The 20,111-nt window shown below is 71.4% G+C and carries 22 protein-coding genes; 5 read left to right on the top strand and 17 right to left on the bottom strand.

Annotation, left to right across the window (positions count from 1 at the left end):
* Positions 1–4: 4 nt before the first annotated feature.
* The 7 genes from sctR to GTY96_RS35035 form a co-directional block, all read right to left on the bottom strand.
* A complete protein-coding gene (gene sctR, locus GTY96_RS35065) occupies positions 5–730 on the bottom strand; it encodes a type III secretion system export apparatus subunit SctR (protein ID WP_161667007.1) in 726 nt (241 codons plus the stop codon).
* Complete coding sequence (locus GTY96_RS35060) at positions 727–1,212, bottom strand: flagellar biosynthetic protein FliO (protein ID WP_161667006.1); 486 nt, start codon at positions 1,210–1,212, stop codon at positions 727–729. Before GTY96_RS35060 ends, sctR begins: the two co-directional genes overlap by 4 nt.
* On the bottom strand, positions 1,209–2,363 hold the full coding sequence (gene sctQ, locus GTY96_RS35055) for a type III secretion system cytoplasmic ring protein SctQ (protein WP_235686094.1): 1,155 nt from the start codon (positions 2,361–2,363) through the stop codon (positions 1,209–1,211). Before sctQ ends, GTY96_RS35060 begins: the two co-directional genes overlap by 4 nt.
* 154 nt (positions 2,364–2,517) lie before the next feature.
* Positions 2,518–2,964 carry a hypothetical protein gene (locus GTY96_RS35050; RefSeq protein WP_235686093.1) on the bottom strand — a complete coding sequence of 149 codons (447 nt, stop codon included), beginning with the start codon at positions 2,962–2,964 and terminating at the stop codon, positions 2,518–2,520.
* A gap of 49 nt (positions 2,965–3,013) precedes the next feature.
* On the bottom strand, positions 3,014–3,829 hold the full coding sequence (locus tag GTY96_RS35045) for a flagellar M-ring protein FliF (protein ID WP_161667003.1): 816 nt from the start codon (positions 3,827–3,829) through the stop codon (positions 3,014–3,016).
* Between the two features lie 15 nt (positions 3,830–3,844).
* On the bottom strand, positions 3,845–4,333 hold the full coding sequence (locus GTY96_RS35040) for an ATP-dependent helicase HrpB (RefSeq protein WP_161667002.1): 489 nt from the start codon (positions 4,331–4,333) through the stop codon (positions 3,845–3,847).
* Between the two features lie 12 nt (positions 4,334–4,345).
* The gene (locus GTY96_RS35035) at positions 4,346–4,855 is read right to left on the bottom strand and encodes a hypothetical protein (protein ID WP_143899919.1); all 510 of its coding nucleotides are present in this window, start codon (positions 4,853–4,855) and stop codon (positions 4,346–4,348) included.
* 227 nt (positions 4,856–5,082) lie between these two features.
* Here GTY96_RS35035 and GTY96_RS35030 point away from each other — a divergent pair, with 227 nt between their 5' ends.
* Positions 5,083–5,409 (top strand): PilZ domain-containing protein, encoded by a 327-nt coding sequence (locus tag GTY96_RS35030; protein ID WP_143899921.1) that lies wholly within the window; start codon positions 5,083–5,085, stop codon positions 5,407–5,409.
* 3 nt (positions 5,410–5,412) lie between these two features.
* Here the strand turns inward: GTY96_RS35030 and GTY96_RS35025 are convergent, their stop codons facing one another.
* The 9 genes from GTY96_RS35025 to GTY96_RS34985 all read right to left on the bottom strand — a co-directional run bounded on the left by GTY96_RS35025 (position 5,413) and on the right by GTY96_RS34985 (position 14,479).
* Positions 5,413–5,814: a response regulator gene (locus GTY96_RS35025; RefSeq protein ID WP_143899923.1), complete on the bottom strand. Its 402-nt coding sequence runs from the start codon at positions 5,812–5,814 to the stop codon at positions 5,413–5,415.
* 129 nt (positions 5,815–5,943) lie between these two features.
* Complete coding sequence (locus tag GTY96_RS35020) at positions 5,944–6,669, bottom strand: tetratricopeptide repeat protein (protein WP_143899925.1); 726 nt, start codon at positions 6,667–6,669, stop codon at positions 5,944–5,946.
* Positions 6,666–8,546, bottom strand: a complete 1,881-nt coding sequence (locus GTY96_RS35015) for a BatD family protein (RefSeq protein WP_161667001.1) — start codon at positions 8,544–8,546, stop codon at positions 6,666–6,668. Before GTY96_RS35015 ends, GTY96_RS35020 begins: the two co-directional genes overlap by 4 nt.
* Positions 8,530–9,558, bottom strand: coding sequence for a tetratricopeptide repeat protein (locus GTY96_RS35010; RefSeq protein WP_161667000.1), 1,029 nt, complete (start codon positions 9,556–9,558; stop codon positions 8,530–8,532). Before GTY96_RS35010 ends, GTY96_RS35015 begins: the two co-directional genes overlap by 17 nt.
* Positions 9,555–10,610: a VWA domain-containing protein gene (locus tag GTY96_RS35005; RefSeq protein WP_143900517.1), complete on the bottom strand. Its 1,056-nt coding sequence runs from the start codon at positions 10,608–10,610 to the stop codon at positions 9,555–9,557. Before GTY96_RS35005 ends, GTY96_RS35010 begins: the two co-directional genes overlap by 4 nt.
* Positions 10,610–11,623, bottom strand: coding sequence for a vWA domain-containing protein (locus tag GTY96_RS35000; protein ID WP_235686092.1), 1,014 nt, complete (start codon positions 11,621–11,623; stop codon positions 10,610–10,612). Before GTY96_RS35000 ends, GTY96_RS35005 begins: the two co-directional genes overlap by 1 nt.
* Positions 11,595–12,587, bottom strand: a complete 993-nt coding sequence (locus GTY96_RS34995; protein ID WP_143899931.1) for a hypothetical protein — start codon at positions 12,585–12,587, stop codon at positions 11,595–11,597. Before GTY96_RS34995 ends, GTY96_RS35000 begins: the two co-directional genes overlap by 29 nt.
* Positions 12,584–13,465, bottom strand: coding sequence for a DUF58 domain-containing protein (locus GTY96_RS34990; protein WP_161666999.1), 882 nt, complete (start codon positions 13,463–13,465; stop codon positions 12,584–12,586). Before GTY96_RS34990 ends, GTY96_RS34995 begins: the two co-directional genes overlap by 4 nt.
* A gap of 24 nt (positions 13,466–13,489) precedes the next feature.
* Positions 13,490–14,479 carry an AAA family ATPase gene (locus tag GTY96_RS34985; protein ID WP_161666998.1) on the bottom strand — a complete coding sequence of 330 codons (990 nt, stop codon included), beginning with the start codon at positions 14,477–14,479 and terminating at the stop codon, positions 13,490–13,492.
* Between the two features lie 117 nt (positions 14,480–14,596).
* On the opposite strand from GTY96_RS34985, the gene GTY96_RS34980 reads away from it, so the two are divergent.
* The 4 genes from GTY96_RS34980 to GTY96_RS34965 are packed head-to-tail and all read left to right on the top strand — an operon-like array spanning position 14,597 to position 18,243.
* On the top strand, positions 14,597–15,577 hold the full coding sequence (locus GTY96_RS34980; RefSeq protein WP_235686091.1) for an alpha/beta fold hydrolase: 981 nt from the start codon (positions 14,597–14,599) through the stop codon (positions 15,575–15,577).
* Positions 15,578–15,626: 49 nt separating this feature from the next.
* On the top strand, positions 15,627–16,637 hold the full coding sequence (locus GTY96_RS34975) for a DUF2157 domain-containing protein (RefSeq protein WP_143899937.1): 1,011 nt from the start codon (positions 15,627–15,629) through the stop codon (positions 16,635–16,637).
* A gap of 2 nt (positions 16,638–16,639) precedes the next feature.
* Complete coding sequence (locus GTY96_RS34970; RefSeq protein WP_143899939.1) at positions 16,640–17,749, top strand: DUF4401 domain-containing protein; 1,110 nt, start codon at positions 16,640–16,642, stop codon at positions 17,747–17,749.
* Positions 17,746–18,243, top strand: a complete 498-nt coding sequence (locus GTY96_RS34965; RefSeq protein WP_143899940.1) for a GDYXXLXY domain-containing protein — start codon at positions 17,746–17,748, stop codon at positions 18,241–18,243. Before GTY96_RS34970 ends, GTY96_RS34965 begins: the two co-directional genes overlap by 4 nt.
* 48 nt (positions 18,244–18,291) lie before the next feature.
* On the opposite strand, the gene GTY96_RS34960 is transcribed toward GTY96_RS34965, so the two are convergent.
* On the bottom strand, positions 18,292–20,013 hold the full coding sequence (locus GTY96_RS34960) for a sigma-54-dependent transcriptional regulator (protein ID WP_143899942.1): 1,722 nt from the start codon (positions 20,011–20,013) through the stop codon (positions 18,292–18,294).
* Positions 20,014–20,111 lie beyond the last annotated feature (98 nt).

Here is a 20,111-nt window from a genome sequence, read left to right as displayed (position 1 = left end):
GACATCACCGGTAGCCGAGGATGAGTCCCCGCGCGAGCAGGGCCCAGCCATCCACGGCGACGAAGAGGAGGATCTTGAACGGCAGGCTCACCTGGCTCGGCGACAGCGTCTGCATGCCCAACGCGAGCAATACGTTCGCGATGACCATGTCGAGCACCAGGAAGGGCAGGAAGACGATGAAGCCAATCTGGAAGGCTTCCTTCAGCTCGGTGATGACGAAGGCCGGAATGACGACGAACAGGTCCGTCTCATGCACCTGATCCGCTTCCTCTGGAGGCCGCAGCTCGCGGGCCAGGTCCACGAAGCGCGCTCGCTCTTCCGGGCTGCCGTGCTTCATGAGGAAGCCGCGCAGGGGTTCCGTCACCTGCTTCGCGGCGGCGAGCACCTGCGCTCCGGAATGAACCCCGTCGTACGCCGCCTGCCCCGCGTCGTACATGCGCTCCATCACCGGCGCCATGATGTGCCCCGTCAACACCACCGCCAGCCCCGTGAGCACCACCGTCGGCGGAGCCTGCTGGGTGCCCATCGCCGAGCGGGCCAGCGAGAGCACCACGGCGATCTTCGAGAAGCTCGTCAGCATCAGCACCGCGAACGGCAGCAACGAGAGGAGCGCGAGCATCCCCATCATCGCCAGCGGACTGCCCGCGTAGGACGCCTGCGTCAGCGACGTCTCCGACGCGGACGCGAGCGCGGGAATGAACACGCCGAGTCCCAACCCAAGGGCGCTCATCCCCCACCCCGCTTCCGGGAAGCGCCGCACGGAGGCCGTGCCTGCCGCGCACGGGTGAAGAGCACCGTCGGTTCCAGATCCAATCGAGGCTTCACCGTGGGCCTGAGGGTCGCTCCGGGAAGAATCGCCATGCCCCGGGCCTCGTGGATCTCCGCGAAGGTGTCACCGTACGCCACCAGGTAGCGCCGCCCCTCCACCTGCACGAGCGCGAGGCCGCAGCGTTGGGAGAGCCCTACCCTGGAGACAATGCTCAGGGGTTCCGGCGGGAACGCTCCTGTCTCACCGCCAGCACCGCCCTTGCGGAGCAACACCCATCCCAGCCCCGCGAGGGCCATCGAGCCCACCAGAAGGCGCGAGGTGCCCACCCACGACAGTCCTCCAAGGGGCGCGAGCGCGGCCAACCCCACGAGCAGGGCCGCCGCGAACAGCAGCCGCCCACGGGGAGAGAACGAGGCCACCAGCATGTGCACCGGCGTGCTCACGGCAGCAACGCCAGGATGCGGGCGCCCACTTCGCCTTCGATCTCCACCAACTCCGCACGCGCGACCACCCGGTCGCCCACGCGCAGCAGCACGGGGCTGCTCGCGTTCACACGCAGTGGCAGCAACGTCCCCGGCTTCAGTGCCGCCAGCTCCGACAGCGGCAAGAGCACCCGCGTCAGTTCAATCTCCACGTCCACCGGAAGCGGGGGCATCGCCTCGCTCCGCTTGTTCGTCGCCACCATGTCCGACTCCAGTCGGGCCGCGTGTGGATGCACGCTCCCGGTCGAAAAGCCTTCCCCGCGAAACTCGCCCCGGAGCGCGAAGCCCCGGGTGAGCAACCGGCCCTTGCCCTCGAGGCGGCCATCCCGAAGCCGCACGTCCTCGAAGAGCACGACATCTCCAGCGGACAGCGCGTCCACGGCCGAGGCCTGCAAGGGGCTGCGCCCCATGAGGCACCGCGCGGGCACCGACGCCGCCAGCACCCGGGCAGCGGCGTCCCCCTCCTGCTCCATGGGCAGCTCTTGAAACGCGCTCTGCACGGCCCGCGCGGGCAGGAGCACCCGGCCTCCCGCCTTCACTCCCTCCACGCTCGCCGTCAGGGACACCGCCACATAGGGCTGCCGCGCATCCACCCGCGTCACCACGTCGCTTCGGCGCATCGACACCGCGGACAGCCGGGGGCCGAGCCTTCCCACCCACGCTCCGTGCCCGCGCATCGCGGCCAAAGCGGATAGCACCAGGTACACCAGCGTGGACTCCTCCAGCCGCGTCAGCTCCGCCACCGGCGCTGGACGCATCCCCGTCCCCGCCAGCCTCGACAGGGCCGCGAAGACGAGCGGTACCTCCAGCTCCACGATGGCGGTCCCCCCTACCGCCGACAGCTCCACCAGCGCGAACACCGCTCCCAACTCCAGCTCCCGCTCCGGATGGACCGCCGCGTCCACCAGGTGCCCCTCTACCTCCACCGCCGCGCCCACGTCCCGCGACAGCGCCGCGCTCACATCGCGAAGGAGCTCCGTCCCCCACCGCGCCACCTGGGGGCGCTGTCCCAGCAACAGATGGGTGCGCGTCAGCCGCCGCGCGCCGAGACGGAACGGGCGCGCGGACTTCTTCGCGGTGGCACCAGGGGACCTGACGGGGTTCGTCTGCATCCGGGACTCCAGGAAGTCGAAGGGACACACGGCCCTGTGCACGGTCCTGGCCATGAGGCCGGCGTCGTGGATTCAGGCGGTTGGCGGCTGGGGGAGGTCCACCGTTGGGATGCGGTGTTTCCGCGTCGGGATGGGGCCGCCCGAGCAGCTCCGCTCAGCGCGTGGCCTCGCGGATGCGCCGCTCCGCCAGAGCGGTCAGGACCGGCGAGGCGTGGGAAGGCGATGCGGGTCCTTCCAACTGGGGGAACCGGCTCCGGTGATACGGCGGAAGCCCGCGGAAGACCTCCCGGCGGAGCACCTCGGGCGCCGCGTCCAGGAAGAGGGCCAGCCGACTCGCGGCGTCCGCGCGCTCGCCGAACTCCACCGCGACCTTCGCCTGTCGCTGCGCGGAGGGCATGGCGGCGAACCGCTCCAGATGGCGCAGCGCCCTTCCCGCTTCGGCCTCCACCAATCCCTCCAGCAATTCCGGTCCGCGCCCCTTCGCGAGGACGCAGAGAACCAGCGCGATCCGCTCCAGGGGCAAGGACAACGCGGGCAACGTGACCTCCATCGCCGCGGACTGGGGTGGCTCCTTGCGCGCGGGCAGGAGCTTCCGGGCCATGCGAATCGCCCGGCCCACACGTGTGGCTTCCATGGAACCCATCGCGCGCTCAGGCCAGCTTGCGCGGAGCGCTCGGCGTCACCACCGGTCGCGCGGGCGTTGGCGGAGCAGGGGGCACCGCCGGGGGTTTCTCCGCCAGGAGCCGGTCTTGCCGCCATCGCAGCATCACCCAGACGAGCGCGCCGGACAGCCCCGTGACCAACACGCCCAACAGCGCGAGCAACACCCGCATCCGAAACGGCACCGCCCCGCCTTGGGACGACGGCGCCGCCACTCGCGTGGTCACCTCGTCCACCCGCAGCGACACCGCCTCGGGTGACAGCCCCTCCACGCCCCCCGCGATGAGCTCGCGCAGCGTGTCCGCCGATTTGCGCACGCGCTCCGCGCCGCCAGGGACCGCGCGCAGCATGGCCGAGGCCTTCGACGGCATGGGAGCCTGCCCTGGCCTCGGTGGGGGTGGCACCACCAGGTGCACGCGCGCCAGCAGCACGCCGTCCACCGTCTGGAGCGTCTTCTCCAGCTCCCGCTCCATTCCCCGGACGCGGCAGACCTGCTCCTCCAGCGGGGAGCGCACGAGGCCACTGCCACCAAACACATCGCAGCCCGTCTCCACGGCGGCCCGGGGCAGCCCCAGCTCCGCCAGGATGCGCACCGCGTCGGAGGACTGCGCGTCCGCCACCTCGATGGCCCAGGTGGGTTTCTTGCCCGGCTCGGGCACCTTGCGCGCATCGAGCCCCCGCTCGACGAGCACCGTCTGCAGTTCGTTGGCCTGACGCTCGTCGAGGCCGTGCTGGATGCGCTCCCGGCACGCCGGTGTGCCCAGGAGCAAGAGGAAGAAGAGACAACGAAGGGGAGCGGATCGCATGGAAGGAAGGACTCCTCACACCTGGGTCTGGAGGACCTGCTTGACGCCGCCGGTGGCCTTCTCGACGACCTTGCCGGCGAGATCGAGCTCCTGGCTGGCGCGGTAGACGTGCGCCTGGAGCGCAAGCAACTCCGTGGGGCTGAACGTGCGGCCGGACTCCGCGAGCTTCAGGATGTGGTCCAGCCGCTGCTGCGCCTGCCCCACCCGGTCCAAGACCTCCACGGCCTGCTGGCTCCTCGCCGCCTGGACCGAATCCACCCGGGCGCCCGGCGCGACCTCCGCGCAGCCCGCCTTCGCCCGCTCCACGCCCTCCGCGCGCGAGGAGCCCGCGGCGGCCTCGGTGGGGGTGCGCACCGGCTTTGGCGGCCCCTCCGTCGTCACCGGTACGGGGCGCGACGCAGGAGTGCGCACCCCGTCCAGAACCTTGCTGAACGACTCCCTCCCGGACTCCAGCGCGGGCGAAGGGCCCGCTCCTCCCACGGCTCCCAACTTGTCGATGGCCATCGCGAACGCGCCTCAGCGGATGTTGTTGATGGCGGCCTTCGCCGAGTCGTGGCGGACCTTCATGATGTTGGAGATGGCGTTGTGCTCGCGGCTCTCCTTCTGCATCTCGTTCTGGAGCGCGAGGTAGGCCATGTTGAACTTCTGGCCATCCGCGGCCATCACCTTCTGCGCCTCCAGCAGGTCCCACGCATCGCCCTGTCCCGTCGCCGAGGTCCCCGTCGCTCCCGCGCTGCTCGCGCGCGAAGACACCGTCGCGGCGCTGCCCACCGAGGAGAGCCCTCCCGCCGCGGACACCGACGTCGCTGCTTCAGCGGGCACCGCCGCGGACACCGTGCCGCGCAGGGTGGACACCACCGCGCTGGAGATGGGCCCCGAAGGCAGCATGCCGCCCACGAGGCCCGCGCCCGTGCGCACCACCTCGCGCGCCGCTCGCGCGAACGTGGGGCCGAAGTCCGTCTGGGGCGTCTGACGCGCGACGGACGGGGCGATGCTCAACGAGGGGATGCGGCGGTCTTGCTCCACGAGGTGCCTCCGGCAGGGATTCACCGGGGTTGCCTTCCACCGTCCGTGCCAGGACCCAACCGCTTGAAAGAACTGGGACGTGCCTCCGTGCGCCCATCCCAGACGTCTCCGTCAGGACGGCTCCAGGTCCACGGCGCGGGACGGCGGACGGCGGCCCGAAAACTTGCCTCCGCGCCAACCTGCTTCACAGTTGTCGCGTCCTGTCGCACCCAAAGGCGAGCAATCCGATGATGACCCCCTCCAACGGACCCCGTACGACCGAGCGCTACCACCCGCGCGTGGAAGCCCGGCTCCAGGTCAAGGTGCTTCTGTCGGGCCGCACCGTGCACGCGCAGGCCCGCGACATCTCCATGAACGGCCTGTTCCTCCAGGCCCACCCGGCCGACACGCAGCGCGCGCTCACCATCGCCCTGCCGCTGCCAGGGGACCGGGAGCTCGTCACCATGTGCGCCATCCGCCGCCGGGAAGTGGACGGCGTCGCGCTGGAGTTCGGCGAGCTGGACTGGGACGACCTCATCGCCCTGGCCCGCTTCCTCCATCCGCACCTGCCGTAGGCGTCAGTCCGCGGCCGTCCGGGCCGCGCGCAGCCGCTCCACCAGGTCCATCAGCTCAGCGCCTCGGAACGGCTTGTGGATGTAGCCATCCGCGCCCGCCTGCGTCGCGCTCTCCACGTCGGCCTTCTTCGCCTTCGCGGTGAGCATGTAGAGCGGCACCCCCGCGGTGACGGGGTCGCTCTTCAAGATGCGACACACGGAGATGCCGTCCAGCTGCGGCAGCACCACGTCCATCAGGATGAGCTGGAAGGCGCCGCCGCGGGCCAGCTTCAGGCCCTCCAGGCCATTGGCCGCGCACACCACGTCCACCGCGCCGTCGCTCAGCATGGAGCGCACCAGCTCGCGGATGACGGGCTCGTCCTCGACGAGCAGGATGTGGAACGGCGCCTGGGCGTTGCCAGCCATGATTCCTCGGGGGCCTCTCGTAGGCCATTGGCCCGGCGACGTCCAGCGAAGCGACAACGCCCGGTCCCCCTCTGTACGAAAGCGAGCCACGGCCGGTTTCCCTGGCGGCTGGGGTCGCTCCGGCCCCGCCTAGATTTCGGCGACGCCGTCGCGCTCGGCCCAGCCCTCCAGGCCATTGGGCAGACGGATGCGCACGTACTTCCCCGTCTCCTCCAGCAGCTGCACCTTCAGGCCGGCGTGTACCTCGAAGAGCGAGCGCCCTTCCGAGCGAGGCAGCTCCCGCGCCACCAGCGTGGGGGACAGCACCACCGCCTCGTGCACGTTCTCGTGAACCCAGATGTGCGCCCCCAGCAGGAGCGCCGCGGGCACCGCCGCCGTGAGGCACAGCGCCATCAGCACCACCACCCCGGTGCGGCGCATGGCGGGGAAGACGCGCCGCAGGAGCAGCAGCGCGAAGCCCACGAGCCACGCGACGAAGAACACCCAGGCCACCGCCGCGCCGTCCGTCGCGGCCGCCAGCCGGGGAAGGAAGGCCTCGTCCGCGGTGGAGCCCACCACCTTGTCCACCTGCCGCGCCCGCGCCAGGGCCAGGTTGGCCTCCAGGTCCGAGGAACGGCCGCCCTGCTTCCGGGCCTGCTCCAGGGCCAGCACCGCGCGGCCCAGGTCGCCCCGGGCCAGGTGCGTGGTGCCCAGGTTGTAGAGCACGTCCGGCCCGCCGAAGCCGTGGGCGAGGAGCTTCTCGTAGTGGCCCTGCGCGGTGGCGTAGTCCTCGCGCCCGTACGCGTCGTTGGCCTGCTGGAAGACGGCCTCCGCTTCCTCGGCGGTGTAGTAGCCCTGCGTCGCCGCGTCGCTCATGCGGACCAGCCTTCCATCACCGCCGCCGCGGTCGCCAGCACCTTGCGGCGCTCCCCCGGCTCCACCCCACCGCCGTAGCGACCCAGGTCGCACGCCTCCAGCACGAAGAGCACGCGCGCGCGCCGCTCCGCGTCCACGCCCGCCGCCGCCAGCTTCTCCCCAAGCGCCTCGCGCGTCAGGCCGCCCACGGGGAAGCCCAGCTGCGCCTCCAGGAAGCCCACCATCGCCTTCTCCACCTCCACGTAGAAGGCCCCCGCGTCCGAGCCCGCCTTGAGCTTCTCCGCCTCCGCCAGCCGCTTGCGCGCGGCCTTCGCCTGCTGACGGCCCCGGCCCGCCTCGGAGCGGGTGGCCAGCCGGCCACGCATGCCGCCGACGAACGCCACGCCCACGAGCAGCCCCAACGGGGCCAGCACGCCCGCGAGGAAGAAGGGCCGCATCCACACCGGCTGCGACGGCCCCACGAAGTGGGCCTGGTAGCGCACCGGGCGCAGACCTCCCGCGGTCAGCACGTTCTTCTGCTCGTTGGCCGCGTCCACCATCTGCGAGGGGGTCATCGTCGAAGGCAGGGACGACACCCCGCCCGCGCCCGCCTCCACGGTGAGCGTGATGGGGTCGGTGCGCGCCACGTCGTACTGGCGGCGGTTGGGGTCGAAGTACGGGAAGCGCAGCTCTGGCAGCGTGAAGGTGCCCGTGCGCTGCGGCATCACCAGGTACTCCACCACGCGGCGGCCCTGGATGCGGTTGCGGTTGGGCGTGAGCCGGTCCGTCGTGGTGGGCTCATAGATTTTCAGCGCGGCGGGGCCGGTGAGCTTCGGCGGGGTGACGTTCTTCACGTTGCCCACGCCCTCCAGGATGACCTTCACCGTGATGGGCTGTCCCAGCTCCACGCGGGTCTGCGACACGTCCAGCGACATGCGCCACGCGCCCACGTTCGCGTTGGACATGTTCGCGGGCGCGCCGGACGGCAGGGGCCGCACCTTCACCTTCAGGCCGTTGGAGACGCGGTGCACGCGGTGGCCCGCGAAGAGGAACCCCGTGGTGATGTCCGCCTCCGCCGGGGTGATGGCCAGCGTGCCGGACTTCACCGGGAACAGCGCGCGGCGGCGCAGCAGGTAGGCGCGGTACGGGATGCCGTCCACCACCTTCTGCTCGCCCGTCAGCTGCGTGGGGCTCTCCACCTCTTCCGTCCAGAAGCCCTCCAGCTTGGGCATGGTGACGGCGTCCACGCTGGACAGGTCCACGCGCGAATAGATGTACAGCGACAGCGTGGCCTGCTCACCGACATAGAGGTCGTCGCGGTCCAGGCTCGCGCGCAGGAACAGGTCCGAGTCCCCGCGCGGAATCACCGGCGCGTCGTCGCTCACGTCGGAGTCGTCATCCCTGAAGGGGTCCGGCATGTTGCGCAGGTTGCGGAATGGATCCGGCAACCCGGGCCGGCCCCCCTGCTGCGCCTGGGGCGCGTTGCCCGCGCGGCCTTCGCGCACGGTGAGCTGCACGGCGTCCGTGCGCAGCGTGCGTCCGCCCGCGCTGAGCGTCGCGGGCGGAATCGTGAGCTTGCCCGCGCGCAACGGGCGCATGAGCAGTTCGTGGCGGGTGATGTCCTGGATGACGGCCGGGCCGCCGCCGGACAACGAGATGGAGCGCTGGCTGCCTCGCGACGAGGACAGCACCTCGAAGTCGTTGGACTCGGGCATGCGCACCTGGGCGTTGGGCGGCGCGTCCACCACCACCACGGTGAGCTTGAAGGTGTCGTCGGTGCCCACCTCGGTGCGATCCACCGTCTGGTAGAACTCGATGTCCGCCGCCCACGCCGGCGCCGTGGCCAGGAGGGCGAGCACGGCGAGCAGCGCCGTGCGTCCGCTACCAGTCCTTCTCATTGGGCTTCCTCTGCTTCTTCTTCTGCTGCTGGAAACGCCAGAGCTGGAGATTCTTCTCGTTCTGCTTCATCGCATCCAGCAGGCGCTCGGCCTCCTGCCGGTCGACGTCTCCCGGTGACACGCCGCCGTCGCGCGGGTTCGACTCCTTCTCTTCCTCGCCCTCGCTGCCGCCGTCCGCGCCGCCATCGCGCGAGTCGCCGTCGCCCTCGTCCTGGCCGCCGTCGGCCGTGCCGCCATCCGCCCCGCCGTCGCCCTTCTGGTTCGGATCCTGCTGCCCGGCATCGGAGCCGCCATCCGCCCCACCATCGCCAGGCCCGGCATCACCCCCACCGCCGTCCGCGCCGCCATCCGCGCCACCATCCGGTGCACCGCCATCCTGGCCACCGTCGGCGCCGCCATCTGGCGCGCCACCGTCCTGGCCCGCGTCCTGCGGCGTGCCGCCGTCGTCCTTCTTTCCGCCGTCCTCGCCGCCGTCCGGACGCCCACCGTCGCTGCCGCCGTCCTGGCCTCCATCCGTGCCGCCATCCGGCCCGTTCTGGGGCGGCGGCAGGTCACGCAGCACCACCTCGTAGTTGTGGCGGGCCTGCGGATCCGTGGGGTCCAGCGTGAGCGCCTTGCGGTAGGACTTGAGCGCTTCCGTGCGGTCGCCAGAGGTGGCCGCGAGGTTGCCCAGGTTGTACCAGCTCTTCTGCGCCAGGTCGGGCTGGCGCGAGGACTCCGCCACCTGCTTGAAGGCCTCGCGCGCCTCGGCCGTGCGGCCCAGCTTCGCGAGCGCGTCCGCGCGGTTGAACTCCACCGCCGGATCGTTGGGCCGCTCCTTCTTCGCGGCCTCGAAGTCGCGCAGCGCGTCCTCGTAGCGGCCCGCCGCGTAGGACTCGCGCCCGCGCTGCACCAGCGGGTGGTCCTTCTCCAAGGGGCCCACGGCCCACGCGGGGCCCGGCAGCGCCAGCAGCCCCGCCAGCCCCACCGCCACCGCGCGCGCCGCGCGCCGCCGCATCGAACGCGCGCTCATGCGCCCCTCCGGCGCGACGGGATGAGCGCCATGCCCAGCACCAGCAGCGCCAGCCCGGGGATGGCGAACATCTGGAAGCGCTCGTCGTAGCGAACCGTCACGCGGCTCTCCAGCTCGCTCTTCTGCAACTGGTCGATGCGCTCCACCACCTGGCTCATCGCCACGCCGTTGGGCTGGTAGAAGAAAGCCCCGCCCGTCGCGTCCGCGATCGCCGTCAGCCCCGCGCGGTCCAGGCGGGTGATGACCGTCTCTCCGGTGGAGTCCTTCTTGTAGTCCACGAACTCGCCGCGCCGGTCGTAGACGGGAATGGGCTCACCGGCGTCGGAGCCCACGCCCACCGCGAGCACCTGGATGTGCGCGTCCTTGAGCGCGTCCGTGGCTTCGCGCACCTCGCCCGTGAGGTCCTCGCCGTCCGAAAGCAGCACCACCACGCGCTCCTTGGAGCCGCGGTCCGCGTTGTCCAGCACCTGCTTGGCCAGCTTCAGCGCCGCGCCCACGTTGGTGCCCCCCTGGGGCATCACGTCCGGATCCACCGCGCGCAGGAACAGCTTCACCGCCGAGTAGTCCGACGTGAGCGGCGACTGCACGAACGCGTCCCCGGCGAACACCACCAGCCCGGCGCGGTCGCCCTTCAGCTCGTCCAACAGCGTGTTGAGCTCCAGGCGCGCACGGTCCAGGCGGCTGGGCTGCACGTCGCGCGCGAGCATGGACTTGGACGCGTCCAACGCCACCACCACGTCGATGCCCCGGCGCTTCGTCAGCTCGCTCTTCGTGCCGCACTGGGGCTGCGCGAGCGCCAGCCCGAAGAGCATCAGCCCCAGCCCGTACAGGCCGCCCTGCGCCGCGGGCCGCCACACGGACACGCCGGGCGCGAGCGCCGCCACGTGCCGCTCCGCGATGAGCGCGGACAGCCGGGTGCGCCGGCCCAGCGCCTTCATGAGCGCGAGCAGGCCCAAGAGCAGGCCCACCAGGAGCAGGCCCAGGAACAGCGGCTGCGCGAGCCCCACCTGATAGCCCAGCAGCGTGAAGCGCCATGCCTCCATCGTGGGCATCATGGGAACACCCGCAGGAAGGTGGCGCGCAGCAGCAGCTCCAGCGCGGCGAGCCCGAAGGCCACGAGCAGGAACGGGTGGAAGTTCTCCTTGTACGTGGCGCTGGCCCCGCCCTCCATCAGCTTCGAGCGCTCCAGTGCGTCCAGGACCTTCTGAAGGCCCTGCTTGAGCCCCTCCGGGTCGGTGGCGCGGTAGTACTCGCCGCCGGTGCGGTCCGCGATGTCCTGCATCAGCTCCGGGTTGATGGGGATCTCCGTCTCACGCCACACGGTGTTGCCGAACAGGTCCGTTCCCTGCGGGAAGGGCACCTTGCCGCCCTTGCCCACGAGGATGGTGTAGATGGGGATGTGCAGCGACGCGGCCATGTTCGCCGCGTCCAGCGGGGAGATCTTCCCGGCGTTGTTGTCGCCGTCGGTGATCAACACCACCACCCGGCTCTTCGCGTCCGAGTCGCGCAGGCGGTTGAGCGACGTGGCGATGGCGTCGCCAATGGCAGTGCCGTCCTCCAGCACGCGGGTGCGCAGCTGCTTGAGCACCTCCTTGAGCACGCCGTAGTCCAGCGTCAGCGGGGACTGCGTGTACGCGGCGCCGGAGAACACCACCAGGCCCAGGCGGTCGTTCACGCGGCCGGTGATGAAGTCCGCGAGCACCTCCTTCGCCACGTTCAGGCGGTTCTGCGGCCGGAAGTCACCCGCCTCCATGGACGTGGACAGGTCCAGCGCCACCACGATGTCGATGCCCTCCACCGACAGGTCGCGCACGCGCGAGTCGCGCGACTGCGGCCGGGCGATGGCCACCACCGCCGCCACCACCGCCGCCGCGCGCAGGACGGGCAACAGGGGCAGCAGGTACGTGCGCAGCCCGCGCCCGCCCTTCGCGAAGACGTGCGCGGCGGAGAAGCGCAGCGTCGCGCGGCGCTTGCGCTCCCAGAAGGCGAGCCCCAGCAACAGCGGCGCCAGGAGCAGGGCCCAGAGCACCTCCGGGTTATTGAACGCGAGGTCCGGAGGCAGCATCGGGCGTGGGGGGAGCGGGAGGAACGTACGTCCGGGCCAGCAGGTCGTAGCCGAAGGCCAGCGCCTGATTGCAGGACTCGGGGGAGGCGTCGGCGCGGGCGTACTTCACCATGTCCGACTCGGAGACGAAGCGCATCAGCGCGTCCTCGGGCAGGCCCGGCGTGGGCAGCCTGCGCAGGGACGTCATCAGTTCGGACGACGTGCACTCCAGGGCCTCGAAGCCGTAGCGCTCGCCCAGGTAGCCACGCACGATTTCGGAGAGGCGGAAGTAGAAGTCCTTCGCGTGGCCCCGGCCCGGCAGGTCCTCGCGCTTGAGCGCGTCCAGCGACTGGCGCACGCGCACGTCCAGGGGCAGCAGCGGGACGACCTTCTCGCGCTTCGGGCGGCGCTGCCACCAGCGCGCCAGCGCCCAGACCGCGAGCCCCACCGCCAGCGCCACCGCCAGCGCGTAGAGCAGCGTCCAGGACCGGATGGGCACCTCCTGCGGCGGCTGGTAGTCGAACAGCTCCGCGCCCTGCCCGTTCGCGTCCGGAGGCAGCGAGGAGACCACCTCCACCGGCTTGCCCTTGAGCACGAAGCGCCGGGGGCCCTCCGGCGTCGCCACGTCGAAGGTGAGGTCGGGCAGCTGCACGCCGCCCAGCTCGAACGCGGAGAAGCGCAGGCCGAACGTCGTGATGGCGTCGTTCGCGTTGTCCTGGCGCTGGCGCGTCTGCTGGAGCAGCTCGACGGCGCCCTCTCCCGTGGGGGGCACCAGTTCGTAGCGCTGGTCCTTCGGGTGGGTGAGCGTCACCTGGTAGGTGAACGGCTCGCCGATGCGCACCTCCTCCGGCTCCACGCGCGCGGAGGCCCCCGTGGGCGTCACCGACTCCAGGACGGCCGGAGCCTTCGCCGGGGCCGGGGCCTGCGCCCACACCGCTGGCGCGCTGAAGCCGAGCACGGCCGCGAGGACGAGCGCGCGCCTCATGCCGCCATCCTCCGGGCCCGCGTGCGGAAGAAGTTGGCCAGGGCCTTGCCGTGGTCGTCTCCGGCGCGCAGCTCCACGTGGTCCAGCTCCAGCTTCTTGAACAGCTTGCGGCGCTCGTCGCGCTGGACCTGCATCGCGCGCGCGAACCGCCCGCGCACGGTGGAAGAGCTGGTGTCCACGACGAAGCGCTCCCCTGTCTCCGGGTCCTCCATCTCCACGAGCCCGTGGCGCGGGAACGCCTGCTCCAGCGGATCCTCGATGACCACCGGCACCAGGTCGTGCCTGCGGCCCACGAGCCGCAGCGGCTTCTCGTAGCCCGTCGCCATGAAGTCCGACACGAGGAAGGTCACGGCCTTCCGCTTCGACACCTGCGTCAGGTACGTGAGCCCCGACGCCAGGTCCGTCCCCCGGCCCTTCGGCTTGAAGGTGAGGATGTCGCTCACCAGCCGCAGCACGTGCGTGCGGCCCTTGCGCGGCGGGACGACCTTCTCCACCCGGTCCGAGAAGAGGATGAGCCCCACGCGGTCGTTGTTGGCGATGGCGCTGAAGGCGATCTGCGCGGCCACCTCCGCGGCGACCTCCGCCTTGGTGCGCTCCTTCGAGCCGAACTCGTTGGAGGCGGACACGTCCACCAGGAGCATCACCGTGAGCTCGCGCTCCTCGGTGAAGACCTTGATGAACGCCTCGTTCATGCGCGCGGTGACGTTCCAGTCGATGAAGCGGATCTCATCCCCGGGCTGGTACTGCCGCACCTCGGAGAAGGCCATGCCTCGGCCCTTGAACACCGAATGGTACTGGCCGGCCAGCATGTCGGAGACCACCTTGCGGGTGCGGATCTCCAGCTTGCGGATGCGGCGGATGAGGTCCTTGGGCAGCACGGGCGCGCTCTTACCGGGGGGCGGTCAGGGGACTTCCACGCGGTCGAAGACGCGCTGGATGATCTTCTCCTGGGTGAGCTCCTCCGCCTCGGCCTCGTAGGTCATCGCGATGCGGTGGCGGAGCACGTCGAAGGCGATGGCCTTCACGTCCTCCGGCGTGACGAAGCCGCGGTGGCGCAGGAACGCGTGCGCGCGAGCCGCCTGCGCGAGCGCGATGGTGGCGCGCGGCGAGGCGCCGAACTGGATGTAGTCCGCCAGGTCCTTGAGGCCGTACCGCGCGGGCTCGCGCGTGGCGAACACCACGTTGAGGATGTACTCCTTCACCTTCTCGTCCATGTAGATGGCGTGGACGAGCTCGCGCGCGCGCGCCAGGTGCTCCAGCGCGATGACCCGCTGGGCCTTGGGCGAGGAGCCGCCGGACATCCGGTCCATGATGACCTTCTCCTCATCACGGGTCGGGTAGCCCACCTTCACCTTGAGCATGAAGCGGTCCACCTGGGCCTCGGGCAGGGGGTAGGTGCCCTCCTGCTCGATGGGGTTCTGGGTGGCCAGCACGAGGAAGGGCGAGGGCAGGCCGAAGGTCTGGTCGCCGATGGTGACCTGGCGCTCGGCCATGGCCTCCAGGAGGGCGGACTGGACCTTGGCGGGGGCGCGGTTGATTTCGTCCGCGAGGACGATGTTCGCGAAGATGGGCCCCTTGCGGACGGTGAACGCGGCCGTCTGCTGGTTGTAGATCATCGTGCCGACGAGGTCCGCCGGCAGCAGGTCCGGGGTGAACTGCACGCGCATGAAGGTGGCGCTGAGCGAGTCCGCCACGGTCCGGACCGTGAGCGTCTTGGCGAGTCCAGGCACGCCCTCCAGGAGGACGTGCCCGTTGCACAAGAGACCAATGAGGATGCGTTCGAGCATGTACCGCTGCCCGACGATGACCTTGCCGGTCTCCTGGTTGAGGACCTCGACGAAGCTGCTTTCCTGCTGCACGCGCTCCGTGAGCGCGCGGATGTCGGTGTTCATGTCCCCTCTGTCGGCCTGGGCGGCGGGCAGCCTAGGGTTCCCGGGCGTCCGGCTCAACACCGCTGTAGGCCGGACATTCCGTCAAGCCGCCCCGTCCCGTAAAGGGTCATCCTCACCATGTCCCGCCCGCCTCCCCCCCGCCGCTCTCCCCTCCCCCCTCGCTGGGACGCCGCCGGCCGCCCGGGGGCCCCGGGCGCCACACCCCCGGTGGGCCCGGTGGAGGCGGGCCTCCTGGCCCAGCTGGCCCCCGCCGTGGTGCCCCAGGTGCACTGGCTGCCCGGAGGGGGCGCGGTGCGAATCCTCGAGGGAGGCCCCCCGGAGGGCGCGCGTTCGACCGTGGTCTGGCTCCATGGGCGCGGCCACTGCGCGACGCACGCGTTCCCCTCTCTGACGGCGCTGGCCCGGCACCACCGGGTGCTGGCCCTGGACCTGCCCGGCTTCGGACAGTCCACCGCCCCGGACCTGGCCGTGCGCTCCCCGGAGGACGCGGCGCGCTTCTTCACCGCCCCGGTGGAGGAGGCGCTCGGGCTGGTGGCGCCGGGGCCGGTGACGGTGGTCGGTCACTCCCTGGGCGGGCTGGTGGCGCTGGAGCTGGCGCTTCGCGGGACGGTGCCGGTGGAGCGGCTGGTGTTGGTGGACGCGATGGGGCTGGGGCCGGAGATGACCCGGGCCTCGCGCCTCTTCTTCCACGCGGGGCCGGAGCGGCTGGCGCGCAACCTGGGGCCCTGGGCGATGGCGCGGATGCTGCCGCCGCCGCCCACCCCGCTGGGAGTGAAGCTGGGCGCGCTGGGCTATGAGCTGCTCGCCGTCCCTGGCGGCAGGCCAGAGGCGGCGCGGGCCTTCAACACGCTGGCGCCGCTGACGGGCCCGGTGTTCCACCGCCGCGAGCGGCTGGGCGAGGTGAAGGTCCCCGTGCTGCTCATCTGGGGTGAACGGGATGAGACGCTGCCTGTCTCCCTGGCGGACGAGGCCGCGCGCGGGCTGCCCCAGGCCCGTGTGCTGCGCGTGAACTGCGGACACAGTCCGCAACTCGAGCGCCCCGAGCGCGTGCTCCCCGAGCTGAAGGCCTTCCTGGACGCGGAGCGCACCGGCGACTGAGCGGGCCCGGCATCCCCGCCGTCATCCGAACCGGGTACAGTCCTGCGCCGTGCCGAGAGACTTCCTAGACCTGGAGGCGACGCCAGAGCGGTTGCAAGCGCTGGTGGACGCCAGAATCCTGAGCCCCGACGCGTACGGGCGCGCGCTGCACCTGGCGGTCGCCACGCCGTCGCGCTCCGCGTGGAGGGCGTTCCTGTCCACGACGCTGATGGCCCTGGGCGCGCTGCTGGTGCTCGCGGGCGTGGTGTACTTCTTCGCCTTCAACTGGGCGGAGCTGGGACGCTTCGCGAAGCTGGGCCTCGTGGCCCTGGGCATCACCGGGGCGGCCGTGGGTGCGTGGCGGCTGGGGGAGCGGCCCTCGGGGCAGTTCTCGCTGCTCGCGGCGGCGGTGCTCGTGGGCCCGCTGCTCGCCGTCTTCGGCCAGACGTACCAGACGGGCGCGGACCCGTATGAGCTGTTCATCGGCTGGGGAGTGCTCATCCTCCCGTGGGTGGCGCTCGCGCGCTTCACGCCGCTGTGGCTGTTGCAGCTCGTGCTCATCAACACCGGCCTCATCCTCTTCTGGGGCCAGCGCATGCACGGCTTCGAGTCGCGCGGCACGAACCTGGCGCTGATCCTCGGGCTGCTCAACGGGTTCGCGTGGGCCACCTACGAGCACTTCGCCAACCGGCGGGTGCCGTGGCTCCAGGGGCGGTGGATGCCGCGCGTGCTCGCGCTGATGGCGATGGGGCCGCTCGTGGGCATGTCCATCCTGTTCATCGTCAGCCAGTACAACCGCGCGTTCGACACCGGCCTGTCGCTGCTGCTGCTGCTGGGGGCCTTCGCCGCCATCTACGCCCTGCACCGGCACCTGCACGGCGAGCTGTTCCTGCTCACCGTGGGCGCGCTGTGCGCCATCATCCTCGTCACCACGGCGGCGGGCTACTTCCTCATCGAGGTCACCCGCGCCGAGGAGCTGACCCTCTTCCTCCTGCCCCTGCTGCTCATCTGCGAGGTGGGGCTGGCGGTGTACTGGCTGCGCCATGAGTCGCAGGCCACGGGCGTTTCGGAGGAGACCTGACCATGGCCCTGCGACCGACGATGCGCGAAGTCCTGGAGGGCCTGACGGCCGAGGGCCACGTGGGCGCGGAGGTAGACGCCCGCGCCCGCACCGCCCTGGAGGTCCGGCAGAAGACCGTGGGCGCGTCCCCCTGGTTCGTGAAGGCGCTGGCCGGGCTGGGCGCATGGCTGTCCGCCGCCTTCATGCTCAGCTTCTTCGCCTGCGTGGGCCTTTGGAAGGAGGAGGCGGCGCTCACCGGCCTGGGATTGGCGTTGGCCGTGGCGTCGGTGTTCCTGCGCCGCGGCACCCGCGGGCCCTTCATGGAGCAGCTCGCCCTGGCCCTGTGCCTGTCGGGCGTCGGAGCGTTCCTTTCAGGGCTGGGCATCAAGGAATTGGACATGGACCTCCTGGCGTTGGCGGGAATGCTGATGGGGATCGCCCTGCTCGCCACGTTCCCCGATGTCATCCTCTACTTCCTGGCGACGGTGGGCATCTGCGTGTCGGGCGCGGTCCTGGCGTACCAAGGCCTGGGGGGCGTGGGCGTGGACGCGTGGATGCTGGTGGGCGCCACGGCGCTCTGCGGCTTCCTCCTCTTCGAGCCTCAACTCCGGCGCGGACCGCTGGGGGCCCGCGTGGGCCCCATCGCCTTCGCGCTCGCGTGCGCGGTGCCCGGCTGGCTCTTGTTCCGCAGCATCGAGGGCGCCCAGCAGGGCTTCCGCTACCTGTTCCACTTCGCCAGCGACTTCGTGCCGCGCGCGGGGATCTCCCTCGTGCTGGCCCTGCTCGCGCTGGGGACGGGCTGGCGGGTGCTGCGTGAGCAGGGACTGGCGGGGGACAAGCGTGCCTGGGTCCCGGCGGCCTGCGCGCTCTTGCTCCTCACCGTCATGACGCTGCACACTCCTGGCGTGCTGATGGCGGGGCTGATGCTGACGCTCGGCTTCCACCGCCGCAGCCGCGTGATGCTGGGGCTCGCGGCGGCCTTCCTGCTGACGTTCGGGTCGTTCTACTACTACGACCTCCAGCTCACGCTGCTGGCCAAGGCGCTCGCGCTCGTGGGCGGAGGCCTGGTGCTGCTGGGCGTGCGGCAGTTCGTCCTGCGGCGGGACCCCGCCGTGCTCGCGGAGGCGCGATGAAACGCGGCGTCGTCATCTTCGGAGGGCTGGCGGTGGTGCTGCTCGCCATCGCGTTCCTCGTCGTGCAGAAGGAGACCGTGCTGGCCCAGGGCCAGCCGGTGCTGCTGCGGCTGGCGCCGGTCGATCCCCGCTCGCTCATCCAGGGCGACTACATGGTGCTCGACTACGCCATCAACCAGGGCTGGCGCGAAGGCCGCGAGGAACCCCAGGAGGACGGCAACATCGTGCTGCACCTGAATGAGCACAACGTGGGCGAGTTCGTCCGCTACGAGACGCCGGGCACCCCGCTGGCCCCGGGCGAGGTGCGGCTGCACTTCCGCATCCGGAACTCGCAGATGCGCCTGGGGGCGGAGGCCTTCTTCTTCCAGGAGGGCCACGCGGAGCGCTTCGCGAAGGCGCGCTACGGCGAGCTGCGCGTGATGGACAACGGATCCAGCGTGCTGGTGGGCCTGCGCGACGAGAACTACGAGCTGCTCGGCAGCAACGTGCACTGAGGCCGCCACGCTCCGCGCCCCAGCGGATGGGGCGCGGGGGCGGCGAGGCTACTCGGCGTCTTCGTTCTCGAGCAGGTCGGAGAAGGGCGAGCCCCCCTCGCCCAACGCCTTGTAGAGGACGTCCACCTTCTCCAGCTCGCGCTTGAGCGCCTTGTGGTGGTTGCGGTTCTTCACCAGGCTCTCGCGGCCCAGCAGGCGGAAGGCCTCGTCGCGGCCCACCTGGCGGATGGCCAGCCCCAGCACCAGTCCGCGGAAGCCGTCCGCGCAGTCCAGGTCCAGCGGAGCCCCGCGCCTGCGCGCCTCGCCCACGAAGGCCTGCGCCGCGGCCCGCAGCGCTTCGGGGAGGGGACGGCCGCCCGGCGCCTGCTCGTAGTCCAGCGCGCGCGCCACGTGCTTCTCCTGCAGCACGAGGTCGCCCGCGCCGGCCGCCTGCTCCACCATCGCCAGCGTGTAGGCGCGCCGCACGATGTTGTCGAGCTGCCGCAGGTTGCCCGGCCAGGTGCTGGTGGTCAGCAGGTGCTCCGCCTCCGAGGCCAGCCGCGCGGAGCCCTCCGGCATCCGCTCGCGGTGGCGGCGGTTCACCATGTACCGGGCCCAGAGGGGGATCTCGTCCTGGCGGTCCTGCAGGGGCGGCATGCGCACGGGCAGCACGTTCACGCGGTAGTACAGGTCCTCGCGGAAGCGCCCGGCCCGCACCTGCGCGTGCAGGTCCGCGTTGGTGCCGATGATGAAGCGCACGTCCGCGAGCTTCTCGCCGGTGCCCTCGCCCAGCGGCCGATAGCTGCGCGACTCCAAGAGGTGCAGCAGGCCGGCCTGCGCCTTCAGCGACAGCTTGTCGATTTCGTCGATGAACAGCGTGCCCCCGTCCGAGCGGGCCACCACGCCCGGCGCGTCGCGCACCGCGCCGGTGAAGGCCCCCTTCTTCCAGCCGAAGAGCTCCGCCATCTGGAGGTCCTCCGGCACGGTGACGAGGTCCAGCGTCTCGAAGGGCTTGCCCCGGCGGTTGGAGCGCTCATGGCACCAGCGCGCCAGGCGCGACTTGCCCGCGCCGGTGGCGCCGCTCACGAGGATGGTCTCGTCCTGGAGCGCGAACACGCGGAGGATGGGGAGCAGCTCCGCCATGGAGTGGCCCACCACGGGAAGGAACTCGTCCACCTCCGGAGTGGCCACCGGCCGCTGCGGCAGCGCGGTGAGGTACGGCGCGGCGATGTCCGTGAGCAGTTGGAGCAGGTCCCCGGCGTCGCGCCAGACGAACTCCTGGCCCATCGCGGCGAGGCAGTCCGCCTCCAGCGAAATCATGCCCTCCATGCCCGCGGGCGTGCGCAGGGGCAGCACGCACACGTGCGTGGCGTGGCGGCCCAGGAAGCGCTGCTTGCTTTCGTTGCTGTGGAAGCCCGCGAGCCCCGGGTCCCCCGTCACCGGCGCGTCCGGCGCGTGCGGCTGCACCGTGCCGATGTTCACGTCGATGGACACCGCGCACCGGTGCTCCACCACCGCGCGCCAGGCCGTGGCGGAGGTGAAGAAGGGCGTCCCGACGCCCGCGTCCGTGGTCTCCTTGCCGCCCACGTCCAGCGCCGCCAGCCGCCGGTACGCCTCTCCGGGACGCAGGTGGACGATGCCGCGCAGGACCCGGGCCCGCCCCGCATAGCGGCTGGCCGCCACCGCGGCTTCCGCCACGGTCAGCATCCGCCGCAACGTCGCGGCCGCCGCCGTTTCGAAGTCCCTGGAATCCCTGAGCGCAGCCATGAGCTGCGCCAACTCGTCTTGCATCCCCTCGCCTCCCGTGCGGAAGCCACGCCACCGCCGACCGGCGAAGCCGTCCAGAAATCAGACGCGGACTCTATCGGAGATGACGAGGAGGTGCGGAT

Source organism: Corallococcus silvisoli (genome assembly GCF_009909145.1).
Taxonomy (GTDB): domain Bacteria; phylum Myxococcota; class Myxococcia; order Myxococcales; family Myxococcaceae; genus Corallococcus; species Corallococcus silvisoli.
Note: the sequence above shows the minus strand (reverse complement) of the source record. Positions and strands in the feature narration are given on the sequence as shown.